At 73.1% G+C, this 13,838-nt stretch carries 12 protein-coding genes; 11 read left to right on the top strand and 1 reads right to left on the bottom strand.

Annotation, left to right across the window (positions count from 1 at the left end; all coding sequences use genetic code 11):
* The first annotated feature begins 2 nt into the window (after positions 1–2).
* The 7 genes from MM438_RS09255 (at position 3) to MM438_RS16335 (ending at position 9,957) form a co-directional block, all read left to right on the top strand.
* Positions 3–797: an SseB family protein gene (locus MM438_RS09255; RefSeq protein WP_241452169.1), complete on the top strand. Its 795-nt coding sequence runs from the start codon at positions 3–5 to the stop codon at positions 795–797.
* Positions 798–891: 94 nt separating this feature from the next.
* On the top strand, positions 892–2,688 hold the full coding sequence (locus MM438_RS09250; RefSeq protein ID WP_241452168.1) for a lysophospholipase: 1,797 nt from the start codon (positions 892–894) through the stop codon (positions 2,686–2,688).
* A 234-nt stretch (positions 2,689–2,922) separates the two neighbouring features.
* Complete coding sequence (locus MM438_RS09245) at positions 2,923–6,795, top strand: S8 family serine peptidase (protein WP_241452167.1); 3,873 nt, start codon at positions 2,923–2,925, stop codon at positions 6,793–6,795.
* Positions 6,796–6,923: 128 nt separating this feature from the next.
* On the top strand, positions 6,924–8,114 hold the full coding sequence (locus tag MM438_RS09240; protein ID WP_241452166.1) for an MFS transporter: 1,191 nt from the start codon (positions 6,924–6,926) through the stop codon (positions 8,112–8,114).
* A complete protein-coding gene (locus MM438_RS09235; protein ID WP_241452165.1) occupies positions 8,111–8,716 on the top strand; it encodes a pentapeptide repeat-containing protein in 606 nt (201 codons plus the stop codon). The genes MM438_RS09240 and MM438_RS09235 overlap by 4 nt, the downstream gene beginning before the upstream one ends.
* 424 nt (positions 8,717–9,140) lie before the next feature.
* The gene (locus MM438_RS09230; RefSeq protein WP_241452164.1) at positions 9,141–9,317 is read left to right on the top strand and encodes a hypothetical protein; all 177 of its coding nucleotides are present in this window, start codon (positions 9,141–9,143) and stop codon (positions 9,315–9,317) included.
* 184 nt (positions 9,318–9,501) lie between these two features.
* Positions 9,502–9,957 (top strand): LysM peptidoglycan-binding domain-containing protein, encoded by a 456-nt coding sequence (locus MM438_RS16335; protein ID WP_277627951.1) that lies wholly within the window; start codon positions 9,502–9,504, stop codon positions 9,955–9,957.
* Positions 9,958–10,058: 101 nt separating this feature from the next.
* On the opposite strand, the gene MM438_RS09220 is transcribed toward MM438_RS16335, so the two are convergent.
* Positions 10,059–11,180: an SLC13 family permease gene (locus tag MM438_RS09220; RefSeq protein ID WP_241452163.1), complete on the bottom strand. Its 1,122-nt coding sequence runs from the start codon at positions 11,178–11,180 to the stop codon at positions 10,059–10,061.
* A gap of 350 nt (positions 11,181–11,530) precedes the next feature.
* Between MM438_RS09220 and infC the strand changes: the two genes are divergently transcribed.
* The 4 genes from infC (at position 11,531) to MM438_RS09200 (ending at position 13,804) form a co-directional block, all read left to right on the top strand.
* On the top strand, positions 11,531–12,214 hold the full coding sequence (gene infC / locus MM438_RS09215; protein ID WP_241453413.1) for a translation initiation factor IF-3: 684 nt from the start codon (positions 11,531–11,533) through the stop codon (positions 12,212–12,214).
* Positions 12,215–12,275: 61 nt separating this feature from the next.
* Positions 12,276–12,470 (top strand): 50S ribosomal protein L35, encoded by a 195-nt coding sequence (gene rpmI, locus MM438_RS09210; protein WP_019287233.1) that lies wholly within the window; start codon positions 12,276–12,278, stop codon positions 12,468–12,470.
* Between the two features lie 42 nt (positions 12,471–12,512).
* On the top strand, positions 12,513–12,887 hold the full coding sequence (gene rplT / locus MM438_RS09205) for a 50S ribosomal protein L20 (RefSeq protein WP_241452162.1): 375 nt from the start codon (positions 12,513–12,515) through the stop codon (positions 12,885–12,887).
* 110 nt (positions 12,888–12,997) lie between these two features.
* The gene (locus MM438_RS09200; RefSeq protein ID WP_241452161.1) at positions 12,998–13,804 is read left to right on the top strand and encodes a TrmH family RNA methyltransferase; all 807 of its coding nucleotides are present in this window, start codon (positions 12,998–13,000) and stop codon (positions 13,802–13,804) included.
* The last annotated feature ends 34 nt before the right edge of the window (positions 13,805–13,838 follow it).

Below are 13,838 nucleotides of genomic sequence, written 5' to 3'. Positions count from 1 at the left end.
CCATGCCGAGCCGACCGATCGATCCGCAGCTCCAGCGCCGTATGGCGGGTCACGACGCCGCCCACGGCCGCGACACCGGCGGCGTCCCCTGGCGCGGGCGCGACCTCGCCCCCAGCCCCTTCTCCCAGGACACCGGCGCCGTCGACCCGGCTCTCGCGGCGGCGCTGGCGACGGACGAGGTCGACGAGCGGGCCCTGCTGCGCGCCGTCGCGGGGGCCCGGACCTTCGTGCCGGTGGTCGCTGCGCCCGGGGAGGCGGCCGAGGCCGGCACCGACTCGGTGGCGGACATGGCGACGGTGGTGCTGACCGGACCGGACGGGCAGCGCGCGTTGCCGGCCTTCTCGAGCCTGCAGACCCTCGCGGCGTGGGACCCCTCGGCCCGCCCGGTCCCCGTCACCTCGGTGACGCTGGCGCAGGCAGCGGTCCAGGAGGGGTGCGACGCCATCCTGCTGGACCTTGGTGACGACCGCGGGAGGGTGCTGCGCGCCTCGATGGTCTATGCGCTCGCGCAGTCGCGGGAGTGGGTGCCCGCTCACGAGGACGCGGTCGTCCTCGGTGCCCTGCGACGGGCGCGGGTCGAGGTCGGCTCCGCCCGGTTGCACGACGTCCGGGCAGCGGGCCTGACACCGTCCGGCGCGCTGCGGGTCGACGTCGTCCTGGATCCCGGGCTGCCCGCGCCCGAGCTGGACGAGCTGCTCGGTCGCCTCGGTGCGCTGCTGGCCGAGGACGTGGAGCTGCGTGCCCGCCTGGACGGGCTGACCTTCACCCTCGTCCCCTTCGTCCCGCCCACGACCTGACGCCCGGCGCGCAGGCGGGGGAGGCCTCCGGCGTCCGCACGCGCGGTGGGCCCGCCCCCGCTAGAGTTGCCCGCACCGACAGGGGAGGGACGGCGTGGACAAGGTCATCGAGCTGGGTGCGGACATGGCGGCGGCGATCGCCGCGTCGACGGCGTCACCGGTCCCCTGGGAGGACGGGCGCGCGGGTATGCCGGGGCAGACCTCGGCCACCTGGCTGGACGTCGACGGTCGGGCCGTCCTCACCCGGATCCATCACCCGTCCGACGGCCGGGCCCGCGGCGCCGTGCTGGTCCTGCTCCCCGGTGGCATGGAGGAGCTGGTCACCCACCGGTTCGCCATGGCCCAGGCCGCCCGGCTCGTCCGGGAGGGCTTCGTCGTGGCCCGCATCGCGTGGTCGGGGGCGTCCGCCTCCGGGACCCCGGCCGTGGACGCGCCCCCGGCCCCGACGCGCTGGCGCCAGGAGATCCTGGCGGTCCTCGACCTGCTGGCCCAGGTCGTGCCCGGTTGCCCCCCTTCCGTCGTCGCCCTCGGGGTCACCGGGGCGCTGGCGGCGCAGGCCGTGGGCGAGGCCGGCCGGAGCCTGTCCTCCCTGGTCCTCGTGGCGCCCGTCGGGCGCGGACGCACCTACCTGCGGTCGCGGGCCGCGCTGCTGCGGGTATCCGCGCAGTCCGAGGGCGTGCCGGAGGTCGACCCGCTGGGCGCCCCGGGCTCGGTCGCCCTCCCCGGGGTGACCTTCGACGCGGCGGAGGTGGCGGACTGGGCCGCCGTGGACCTTGCCCGCTGCTGGTCCGACGGGCTGGCCGAGGACGTGGTCGTCGTCGCCGGTCCTGACGCACCCGCCGACAAGCCCACGCGCACCTTCCTCGAGGCGGCCGGCGGGCACACCTGGACCGCTGACCACCTGACCGTGCAGCTCGATCGCCCGAGCCTGTTCACGGTGGCGCGGCTGGACGTGGCCGACGCCGTCGCCGAGCACCTGGCCGGGCGTGCCGGTGAGCCGCGTGACGTGGTGCTGCCTGCGTTGCGGGGGCGTGCTGTCGTCATGACGGCGGACGGCGTCGAGGTCGAGGACGAGCTCGTGACCGTCGCGGGCCTGCCCGCCGTCGTCACCCACGCCGTGGGAGATCCCCGGCGCGTCCTGGTCTGGGCCACGAGCTCGACCGAGCCGCACTCGGGTGCGGGCGGGGTCTGGGCGCGGCTGGCCCGGGAGCTGGCCCTCCGGGGCGTGACGACCGTGCGCGTCGACATCCAGGGGTATGGCGAGCTGGTGCTCGTCGACGAGCCTCGGGACCCGGCCCCGCACGACATGCGCGCGGTGGAGCAGTACACCGCCGTGACGCGGTGGGCCGCCCAGGAGTTCGGCCTGGTCCCGGACGTCGGGGGCATGTGCAGCGGCTCCTGGATCGCCATGGGTGTGGCCTCCCGCGTCCCCTGCCGGTCGGTCGTGTCGGTGAGCCACGGCTCGTGGACCGACGACGCGGGCCTGATCGCGCCGGACACGCTCCCCGGTGCCGGCCCGATGGTCAACGAGGAGGCGACCGGGGCGGACGAGTCCGGTCGGCCGATGGTGTCCCGGGTCGTGGGCTCGGTGCGGTCGCGGGCGAAGTCCTCGCAGGCCCTGCGCCGCGTCCTGGCCGCCCGGGGGTTGGTGCAGAGCGTGGAGAAGTCGGTGTCGCAGGCTGCGGTCGGCGGCGCGGAGCTGCACTACCTGATGGGGGACGTGGACGCGGCGATCTACGACGAGCGGGGCGGCGACGCGGCCTGGCGCCGGCTGCAGGCGCGGGGGGTCACGATGTCCGTCGAGCGCGACCATCTGGTCGACCACGCCGTTCTCACGCCCTATGCCCGGTCCCGCAGCATCGCCTTCGTCGTGGGGCACCTCGGGGGCTGACCGGCACGGCAAGGTCGGGTCGCGGTCACGGCGGGTCGTGACAGGTTCGCGCAGAGTCTGCGGCTTCGACGCTGGGTGGCTGTCCGAGCACCCTCCGGGGCCAAGGGGTTTCACGCCACGCCGGAATGCGCGGTCGCCCTTGACCAGGGCAGATCCCCCGGCCTACGTTTCGACCATCCCCCTGCCTGGGGGACATCGCCCGGTCGCCACGGCCATCCCCCGCTCGAGGACCTCATGCCTGCCATCCCCTCTCGTCGTGCCCTCGTGGCCACGGCGACCGTCGCCGTCGCCGGTGCCGCCTTCGGGCTGCCCACCGGTGCCGCGACACCGACCGCCACGGCGGCCCCCTTCCAGCCCCGGACCACCCAGGACGCCCACCCGGTCCTGCACCTGCGCGGCGGCGACGTCGTCGTCGGCCGGTCGCGCTCCGTGGCTCCCGGTCTCGCCCCGCGTCCCCTCGCCGCGGGGGAGAAGGGCGCCTACGTGGTCCAGCTGTCCGGTCCGGTGACTCCCGCGGCCCGCAGCGCGCTCGAGTCCGCCGGGGCCCGCGTCCTCGGCTACCTGCCCGACTTCGCCTTCAAGGTCCGTCTGGCCGCCGACCGGGTCGAGGCCGTGCGCGGCCTGCCCGGTGTGGTGGGTGTCGAGCGCATGTCGCCGCAGTGGCGCCTGGCCAAGGACGCCCGGGCGGCGATCGACGCGGGCCGGCCCACGCTCTACACCGTGACGATCGACCCCGACATCACCCCGGCCGCCGGTCGCGCGGTCGTGGCCAAGACCGGGGCCGTGGCCACCGGCCGGGGCCGGGTGCTCACCGTCGCCGCCACCCCCGCGCAGCTGCGCGCCATCGCCCAGCGCGACGAGGTCGCCGACCTGACCGTGTGGGAGCTGCCGACGTCCCAGGTGCTGGCCCAGCAGCCGGCGGGCGCGCCCGGTGTGGCTTCTCGGCATACCTCCGCCGCCCTCGTCGCCAACGACAAGGGCGGCGGGGACGACATGTCGGCCAAGGTCGCGAACGGCCGTGGCTACGACGGTTCCTCCCAGACCGTCGCGGTCGCCGACACCGGTCTGGGGACCGGGGAGGCAGCCACCGCCTTCAAGGACCTGGCTCCCTCGCGGATCACCGCGATCCTGGACTACCCCAGCCCGGCACGCCCCGGCTGCATGACCCCGGAGAACGACGGTCCGCGCGACGTCGCCTCCGGTCACGGCACCCACACGGCGATCTCGGTCTCCGGCGGTGGCGATGCGTCCGGCGTGGGCAAGGCGCCGGCGCCGGCCGTGCACCTGGTGTTCCAGGCGGTCGAGAACTGGACCAACACCGAGGGCAACTGTGCGCTGGTGACCAAGTCCGGATACCTGCTGACCGGCATCCCGGAGGACATCGGCGAGCTCTTCCAGGCGGCCTACGACAAGGGGGCCCGGATCCACTCCAACTCCTGGGGCTCGGCCAAGCTGGGGGAGTACAACGACCAGTCGGTCGAGGTCGACACCTGGACCAGCAAGCACCGCGACATGCTGGTGACCTTCTCCGCGGGGAACAGCGGCAAGGACGCCGACAAGGACGGGGTCATCGACCCGGACTCCGTGGGCGCGCCCGCCACCGCCAAGAACGTCCTGTCGGTGGGTGCCTCCGAGAGCTCGCGCACCAGCTTCCCCTGCGACAAGGCGCTCACCTACGACGCGCAGACGCCCAAGGAGAAGTCCACGATCGGCGCCAACTGCGCGGCCATCAACGGCGCGCAGAAGCCACCCACCTGGGGGGCCTGGTGGCCGGACTCCTACCCGGCGGCGCCCGTCAAGGACCAGAACCAGACCGGGAACGCCGAGCAGATGGGCGCCTTCTCGGGCCGCGGCCCGACGGACGACGGCCGGATCAAGCCCGACGTCGTCGCCCCGGGCTCGTGGATCCTGTCGGGCTACTCGCCGTTGTTCCAGCAGGGCTACTCCTCGGGCCCCAACCCCAAGGGCGGCGAGTACCAGCACGACGGCTACGGCTTCCCGTACAACAGCTCGTACAAGTACCTCTCGGGCACCTCGATGTCCAACCCGCTCGCGGCCAGCGGCGCAGCCGTGGTCCGCGACTTCTACCACAAGAAGTGGGGCATCGACGCGTCGGCGGCGCTGGTCAAGGCCACGCTGATCAACTCCGCGCACGACATGCTCGACGAGGACGAGAACGGCAGCAACGACAACAAGCTGCCGATCCCCAACATCCACGAGGGCTGGGGCCGGGTCGACCTCGCCGCCGCCACCACCGGCACGGCGCGGTATGTCGACGAGGGGGCGGGCCTGACCACCGGGACCTCGGCCGAGCAGAGCGTGTCGGTGACCGCCGGCGCACCCTTCAAGGTGTCGATGGTGTGGACCGACGCGCCCGCGGCGGCCGCGGCGGCCACCACCCTGGTCAACGACCTCGACCTCGAGGTGACCTCGCCCAGCGGCAAGACCTACCGGGGTAACGTCTTCTCCGGCGGGTGGAGCCAGACGGACGGCTCGGCCGACCGCAAGAACAACGTGGAGAACGTCTACGTCCAGGCGCCCGAGGCGGGCACCTGGAAGGTCAAGGCCGTCGGTCACAACGTGCCGCAGGGTTCCCAGCCCTTCGCGCTGGTCATGAGCGGTGGCGTCGGCGACGGAGGCACCACCAACCACAATCCGGTGCTGACGGCGATCGGTCGGCAGTCCGTCGCCCCGGGAGCCCCGGCGTCGATCCAGGCCAAGGCCACGGACGCGGACGGCGACGCGATCACCTACTCCGCGACCGGTCTGCCCGCGGGCCTGACGATCGACCCGCGCACCGGTCTGATCACCGGATCGACGACGGCCGCGGGGTCCTCCCAGGTCACCGTCGTCGCGGCCGACGGCAAGGGCGGTGAGGCGCGCCAGACCTTCACCCTCGACGTCGGCTGGACGACCGCGGACAACCTGCTGACCAACCCCGGCTTCGAGCAGGGGGCGACCGGCTGGACCGGCACCACGTCCACGATCGGCGCTGTCGCCAAGACCCACGAGGGCACCAAGGCCGCCACCTTGAACGCCGGAGGTCAGACCCTGACCTCCGCCGCGGTCACCGTGCCGGCCTCGGGCACCGCACCCAAGGCCTGGGCCTGGATCGACGTGACCTCGACCGATGGCGCGGCGCGGGCCTACGACACCCTCAAGGCGGAGGTGGTCGACTCCTCCGGCGCGGTCGTGGCGACGATGGGCACCCTGTCCAACGTCGACCAGAAGAAGGGCTGGATCCAGGTCTCCGCCGACCTGTCCTCCCAGAAGGGCAGGTCGGTGGCGCTGCGGTTCACGTCCACGCAGGACAAGCCGCTACCCACGACCTTCGTGATCGATGACACCGCGGTGACGGCGGCTCCCGGCGCACCCGGCCCCGGGCCCGCGCCCACCGCGACGCCGACCGCGACGATGACGGCCACGCCTACTGCCACCGCGACGCCGACCGCGACGATGACGGCCACGCCTACTGCCACCGCGACGCCGACCGCGACGATGACGGCCACGCCTACTGCCACCGCGACGCCGACCGCGACCCCGACGGCGACCGCAACGGCCACCGCGACGATGACGGCCACGCCTACTGCCACCGCGACGCCGACCGCGACCCCGACGGCGACCGCAACGGCCACCGCGACCCCGCAGCCTGATGGGGTGCTGGTCAACGGCGGCTTCGAGGCCGGCCAGAAGGGTTGGACCGGTTCGCGCGGCCCGATCACCGACAACTCGGGTCGTCCGGCGCGCACCGGGAGCTGGAAGCTCTGGCTGGGAGGCAACGGCTACCCCACGAGCGAGCACGTCCAGCAGGCCGTCACCCTTCCCGCCGGGAAGAAGGCCACGCTGACCTACTGGATCGCGGTGGACACCGCCGAGCGGACCACGACGATCGGGTACGACACCCTGCGAGTCCAGGTGACCAGCAGGGGGGCAGGCAAGATCGTCGATACGGTGACCAACCGTGACAAGACCTCGGGCTACGTCAAGCGCACGGTGGACCTGTCGGCATACGCCGGCAAGGCCATCACCCTGCGCCTGCTCGCCACCGAGGACGTCAAGGCGCAGACCAGCTTCGTCGTGGACGACATGGACATCGCCCTGAGCTGAACGGCAGGGCAGCACGTCGGCTGGGCGGGTCGTCCCTCGGGACGACCCGCCCAGCCGTGTCTCGGGACGGGCGCGAGGACCGAGAGGGCCGAGAGGGGTATGTCGGACCCGGCTGGCATCCTGGTCAGGTGCTCACCGCTGCCGTCCACCGCTATCGCGAGGTTCTCGCGGTCCCTGCCACCCGTGACGTGACGGTGATCGGCACCCTGGTCCGGCTGCCGATCTTCGCGGCTGGTCTGGCCCTGACCTTTCACGCCGTCCTGACGCTGCACGTCTCGTGGTTCCAGGCGGGCCTGCTCACCACGGCGACCACGCTGGCGGGGGCGGTGAGCTCACCGATGCGAGGCCGCCTGCTCGACACGAGGGGTCTGCGCCGCACCCTCCTGCCGTGCGTGGTCGTGGGGGCCGTGTGCTGGTCCGTGGCTCCGTTCGTGGGCTACTGGACCTTGCTGGCGCTCGCCGTGCTGGCCGGGTTGTTCCAGGTGCCCGTCTTCTCCATCGTGCGCCAGGGCATCGTCGCGACGACGCCGCGCGACCTGCGCCAGACCGCCCTGGCGCTCGACGCCGTGCTGGTGGAGCTGGCCTTCATGGTGGGCCCGGTGGTCGGCACCTGGCTCGCCACGACACAGTCCACCCGGTGGACCGTCCTGGGCCTGCAGTGGTCCTGCCTGCTCGCCGTGGTGGCCCTGATGGTCTGGGACCCACCGCTGGTCGACGAGGAGACCACCGGACAGGGCCACGTGCCTCGGCGGCAGTGGTTCACCCCGGGCTTCGTGGTGATCCTCCTCGCGTCCTCGGCGACCACCATGACCCTGTCGGGCACCGACGTCGCCATCATCGCCATGCTGCGCGCCTGGGGGCAGACCCCGGCCACGGGTTGGGTGATGGCGTCGTGGGGGCTGGGGTCCCTGGTCGGCGGGCTGGTCTACGGCGGCCTCCGGCGCACGGTTCCGGTGCTGGGGATGCTGGGCGCCCTGGCGCTGGTCACCATCCCGGCCGCCTGGGCGACGGGCGTCCCGTCCCTGGCGGTCCTGGTCACGGCGGCCGGGCTGCTGTGCGCGCCCACCATCACGGCGTCCTCGCACAGCCTGGCCGAGGGAGTCCCCGGGCAGGCCCTGGGTGAGGCGATGGGCTGGCACGGCTCGGCGATGACGCTGGGCTCCGCGCTCGGTGCCCCGCTCGCGGGCCTGGTCATGGACCGGGCCGGTCCGGGGGCGGGCTTCCTGACGGTGGGGCTGCTGAGCCTCCTGGTGGCGGTGCTGGGCTCGCTGGCCGTCCGCGGACGCCGGGCGCGCTCCGCGGCGCAGGCGGCAGCATGAGCACCAGGCAGGGGTGTCGGATCGTCGGGGAGGACTGGTATGCCCGGGATCTCGCGCAGGAGACGTTCACCGACTGCGAGCTCGTGGACTGCGACCTGACCGAGGTGACGACCACCGACTGTGCCTTCGACCGCGTCGTCTTCCGCAACGTCCGCCTCAACGCCACCCGCCACGAGCGCACCCGCTTCGTCGGCTGCTCCTTCGAGGGGACCTCGCTGTTCGACGCCGCGCTGCTGGGGTGCAAGCTCACCGGGTCCAGGTTCGGCGGCTGCACCCTGCGGCCCCTCACCGTGGACGGCGGGGACTGGAGCTATGTCGAGCTGCGCGACGCCGACCTGCGCGGCCTGGAGCTCACGGGGGTGAGCCTGGAGGAGGCCGATCTGTCGGGCGCCGTGCTGGAGGGCGCGAGCCTGCTCTCCTGCCGTCTCGCCCGCGCCACCCTGGACCGGGCTCACCTGCGGGGCGCCACGCTCGTCGGCTCGGACCTGTCCGGGGTGGACCTGCGGGCGGTGGACCTGCGCGGGGTGACCATCGATGTCGCCCAGGCCGGGACCCTCGCCCAGTCCCTCGGCGCGATCGTCGTCCAGGTGCCCGGTCAGTAGCCGCCGAGCGAGTCGTGTCATGGACATCGCGCCCGCCACCCCAGCTCCTCCGCTGACCGTCGCGGCCGCGAGCCCACGCCTGGGACTCGCCGATCTGGCTCCCGGTCTCGCCGCCCGGATGATGGTGGTCGCGGTCCGTCTCGCGGGTGCCCGGCGAACTGCGTCGTCGCCCCAGGGGATCCCCCTGTGGCCGGCTGACGGGCAGGTGGCCGGGCCCCGAGGATTCCCGGCACGGCGGATCCGGCCTCTCGCGGGGACCCGGCCCGCTGGAATCCCGCGCAGCTGCTGGTCGCGGCTCCGGGGCAGGATCCCATGCTCGGATACCTCCACCTCGCTGCGACGGCGGGCGTGATCGTCAGCGGTGCCAGGACCCCGCTCATGGGTCTTGACGCAGGACCACACCGGCCGTGGTCGGTCCGAGTCGGTGACCCTGCATCCCCGCGTCGCCATCCGCGCGGGGAGCGACCCCGAGGCTGCGAGGCGACTCCACGCGAAGGCCTCCGAGGTCTGCTTCATCGCACGCTCGGTGACCTTCCCGGTCCGTCCCGAGCCGGCCACCCCGATCGCCGCGGACGAGACGCACGGCGACGCCGCCACCTGACGGGGACGCCGCCCCGCGCCAGCCCCGCGTCCGTGGCGGAGAGGTCACGTGGAGTCCACCCGCACGTCCACCCGCGGCGTCTGTGCCCGAAATCTCCCGTTTCCTGCCGGTTTTGGCAGGAGGCGTCCCTACTGTGGGCGCCAGCTCCCGCCGCGTGGCGGGACCGGAACTGAAGGAGATGCCCATGGGTTTCCTGGACAACATCAAGGACGCGCTGACCACCGACGACAAGGAGCGCGCGGACAAGAAGGCCGCCGAGGCCAAGCACAACGCGGAGGAGGCCCAGAAGCAGGCCGCTGAGGCGCAGGCCAAGCTCGACGCCGCCCGCAAGGACGAGGCCACCGCCGCCGAGGCCGCGATGAGCGACGAGGAGAAGGCCGCCCGCGCCAAGGCCGAGGCCGACAAGGCTGCCGCCGAGAAGGCTGCCGCGGACAAGGCTGCCGCGGACAAGACCGCTGCCGCCAAGGCCGCCGCCCCGGCGCCGCACGCCGCCGTGACCTACACCGTCAAGCCCGGCGACACCCTCTCCGGCATCGCGGCGAAGTACGGCGTCAGCTACATGGACATCGCGCGCGCCAACAACATCCCCAACCCTGACCTGATCTACCCCGGCCAGGTCTTCACGATCCCGGGCAAGTGACCCGCTGACGTGATCCGGGGCGGTCCGCGCGCCGCGGGCCGCCCCGCGCAGGTCCAGAGCGGCCCCTGGGACCGTCCCCAGGGCGGCCCGACGACCTCGGGTCAGCCCAGGGCGAGCGCGGCCACGCCGGCGCCGACGGCGAGGGGCGTCAGCATCAGGCCCTGCCGGGCGAACTCCCACGCGTCGACGCGGTGCCCCGCGGCCCGCACCCGGTCTCGCCACAGCAGCGTGGCGACCGAGCCCCACAGCAGGACCTGGGGTCCCGCCCCGACCCCGACCAGGACCGCGAGCAGGTGCGTCCGGTCCTGGGTGGAGCCCTCGATCAGCAGGTATGCCGGGAGGTTGTTGAGCAGGTTGCCCGCCAGGGCCGCCATACCGCCCGCAGCCAGCAGCGGGGTCAGCCCCTGGCCGTGGCCTCCGACGGCGGGGGCCACCAGCGGCCGCAGCAGGGGTCCGGCGGCCTCCACGGCGACGAAGAGCGCGGCCGTCTGCAGGATCGTCGCCCACGGCACCATGCGCACCAGCCGGCCCGGCCGCACGGCGTGAGGACGCCGCCACCCGAAGGCCACCACCAGCAGGCCGGTCGCGGCGGCCGCCGCCTGCCACGCCGCCAGTCCCGCCACGGTGCCCGCCGCGACGACGCCTGCGGCGACGGCTCCGACGCCGGTGAGCACCCGGTCGTGGGCCGGGGGCTCCACCGGCACCTGGTAACGACCGGCGAGGGACGCCCGGTGGCGCAGCACCAGGACGGCGAGGGTCACCACGAGCACCGCGAGCTGGGGCGCCCACATGCGGGCGGCGAACGCGGCGGACGACAGCCCGAGCCGGTCCTGGGCCAGCAGCCCGGTGAGGTTGGCGATCGGTAGCAGGAGGCTGGCCCCGTTGGCCAGCCACACGCAGGCGTAGGCGAAGGGAGCGAGGGGGAGGTCCAGGCCGGCCACCAGCGCGAGCGCCACCGGGGTCACCAGCACCACCGTGGTGTCCAGGGAGAGGCCGACGGTCGTGACCACGGCCAGGCCGCAGACCAGGCCGAGCAGCCCGAGCACCGAGCCGCGTGCGGCGCGGGCCGCGTGGTGCCCGGCCAGCTCGAAGATCCCGGCCTCCTGGCACAGCTCGGCGACCAGGGTCACCAGAGCGAGGAAGGCGAGGATCGCCCAGGTCCTGGCCAGAGCCGTGGTCGTGGCGTGCAGCAGGGCTGCGCAGAACGCGCTGAGGTGGGTCACGCGCCCAGGATGGCAGTCGGGTCCGCCTCCCGGGATTAGGGTCCAGCACCTCCTGCTGGTAGAGTTGACCCCTGACCGGTGACCCCACATGGGGGTCACGTGCAAGAGAAGCTCCGCTTCCACCCGCTACCGCCGACCGAGCTCGCTCGACAGGCAGTCGGGTCCTGAGGTCCCGTCGCGACGTGCGACGGTCGTCGTCGCCGTCCTGGACGGATGGTAGACGTCGATGTCGGCGCCCGCCTCGTGCGGGTCGGCGGCGTCCTCTGGTGGTGCAGGCTCCTCGCGCAGGTTGCGAGGAGCCTCTTTGCTTTTCCGGCCGGTCCACCACCTGTTCGACGAAGGAGCATCACATCAGCGAGCCTCGTATCAATGAGCGCATCCGGGTCCCCGAGGTGCGCCTTGTTGGACCTAACGGTGAGCAGGTCGGCATCGTCCGTGTGGAGGATGCCCTGCGTCTGGCCGCGGAGGCCGATCTCGACCTGGTCGAGGTGGCTCCGATGGCCAAGCCTCCCGTCGCCAAGCTCATGGACTTCGGCAAGTTCAAGTACGAAGCGGCGCAGAAGGCACGTGAAGCCCGCAAGAACCAGGTCAACACGGTCATCAAGGAGATCAAGCTCCGCCCCAAGATCGACCCGCACGACTACGGCACCAAGAAGGGCCACGTCGTCCGCTTCCTCAACGGCGGGGACAAGGTCAAGGTGACGATCATGTTCCGCGGTCGCGAGCAGTCCAAGCCCGAGCTGGGCTTCCGCCTGCTGCAGCGTCTCGCGGAGGACGTCGCCGAGCTGGGCTTCGTGGAGTCTGCGCCCAAGCAGGACGGGCGCAACATGGTCATGGTCCTGGGGCCCGTCAAGAAGAAGGCCGACGCCAAGGCCGAGCAGCGCAAGCGCCGCGAGGACGCTGCGCGTCCGGGCCTGGAGGACGAGGGTCCGGACGACGGCGACCCGGCCCACGCCGCCCCGGCGTCGGAGACCCCCGACGGTGTGGTCGCCGATGCCGAGACCCCGGCCGCGCAGGTCGCGGTCGTCGAGTGAGGCTCTCGCCTCCACCCACAGCTTTCCAGAGCCCGTCAACGAGCAAGAGGAGATCGGCACCATGCCGAAGAACAAGACGCACTCCGGTGCCAAGAAGCGGTTCCGCCTGACCGGCTCGGGCAAGGTCATGCGCGAGCGTGCGCACCACGTGCACAAGTTCGAGGAGCGCGCCAAGCGTCAGACGCGTCGCCTGGTGCCTGACGTCGTCGTGGCCAAGGCCGACGAGAAGAAGATCAAGCGCCTCCTGGGCAAGTGAGCCCCTTTCCCTTTCTGCAGCTTTCCCTGAAGGAGTAATCACGTGGCACGCGTGAAGCGGGCAGTCAATGCCCACAAGAAGCGCCGGGTCGTCCTCGAGCGCGCCAGCGGCTACCGCGGTCAGCGGTCCCGCCTGTACCGCAAGGCCAAGGAGCAGGTCACCCACTCGCTCGTCTACGCCTACCGCGACCGTCGCGCCCGCAAGGGTGACTTCCGTCGCCTGTGGATCCAGCGCATCAACGCTGCGGCCCGCGCCAACGGCATGACCTACAACCGTTTCATCCAGGGCCTCAAGGCCGCGGGTGTCGAGGTCGACCGTCGCATGCTCGCCGAGCTCGCCGTCAACGACGCGCCGGCCTTCGCCGCGCTGGTCGAGATCGCCCGGGCCAACGTCCCGGCGTCGACCACCGCCGCCTGACCGTCCGACCGGACGCACCGCTCCGTATGCCGCACCACGGCTCCCGCGAGCACCAGCCCTCGGGGGGCGACCAGCCTGCTGGTCGCCCCCCGAGGCATGCCCGTGGCCCCGTGCTCACCAACCCGCGCGCCGATCGGGTGCGCGCCGTGCACGCCCTCACCCGCCGGTCGGTCCGGGAGCGGGAGCAGGCCTTCCTGGCCGAAGGGCCCCAGGCGGTGTGGGAGGCGGTCGCGTTCCGCCCGGACCTGGTGCGGGAGATCTACGTCACCGCCTCCTCCTTCGAGCGGCACGAGCCGGTCCTCACCGCCGCCCGGGACGCCGGCCTCACGGTCCGCGAGGTAGGCGACGAGGCGCTGGCGGCCATGGGGGACACCCAGGCCCCCCAGGGCATGCTCGCGGTCTGCCGGCACGTGGACGTGGACCTCGGGACGGTCCTCGCGGCCCGGCCCCGCCTCGTGTGCGTGCTCACCCACGTCCGGGACCCGGGCAACGCCGGGACCGTGCTGCGGGGGGCCGATGCCGTCGGGGCCGACGCGGTCGTGGTCAGCGAGGCGAGCGTGGACGTCTACAACCCCAAGGTGGTTCGCTCCACCGTCGGGTCGCTGTTCCACCTGCCCGTCGTCACGGGGCTGCCGGTGGACGAGATCCTGGACCGGCTCCGCGCAGCCGGCATACGCCTGATCGCCGCGGACGGGCACGGCGACCTGCTGCTCACCGACCCGGCTGTGGAGGACCGGCTCGTCGAGCCGCACGCCTGGGTGATGGGCAACGAGGCCTGGGGGATGCCCGAGGAGACCCGACGCCGGTGCGACGATGTCGTGCGGGTACCGATCCACGGCCACGCGGAGTCGCTCAACCTCGCGATGGCGGCCACGGTGTGCCTCTACGCCTCGGCCCGGCGGATCCACATCTCGTGAGCGTCGGAATGTCCTCGTTCGGACGCGATGTCCG

The sequence above is a fragment of the Arsenicicoccus dermatophilus genome (assembly GCF_022568795.1).
Lineage (GTDB): Bacteria > Actinomycetota > Actinomycetes > Actinomycetales > Dermatophilaceae > Arsenicicoccus > Arsenicicoccus dermatophilus.
This window is presented reverse-complemented; position numbering and strand designations above follow the sequence as displayed.

What these genes read in the sequence shown, in the direction of transcription:
- MM438_RS09255 (WP_241452169.1), top strand. Translation starts at nt 3, where the DNA reads ATGCCGAGCCGACCGATCGATCCGCAGCTCCAGCGCCGTATGGCGGGT.
- MM438_RS09245 (WP_241452167.1), top strand. Translation starts at nt 2,923, where the DNA reads ATGCCTGCCATCCCCTCTCGTCGTGCCCTCGTGGCCACGGCGACCGTC.
- MM438_RS09235 (WP_241452165.1), top strand. Translation starts at nt 8,111, where the DNA reads ATGAGCACCAGGCAGGGGTGTCGGATCGTCGGGGAGGACTGGTATGCC.
- MM438_RS16335 (WP_277627951.1), top strand. Translation starts at nt 9,502, where the DNA reads ATGGGTTTCCTGGACAACATCAAGGACGCGCTGACCACCGACGACAAG.
- rpmI (WP_019287233.1), top strand. Translation starts at nt 12,276, where the DNA reads ATGCCGAAGAACAAGACGCACTCCGGTGCCAAGAAGCGGTTCCGCCTG.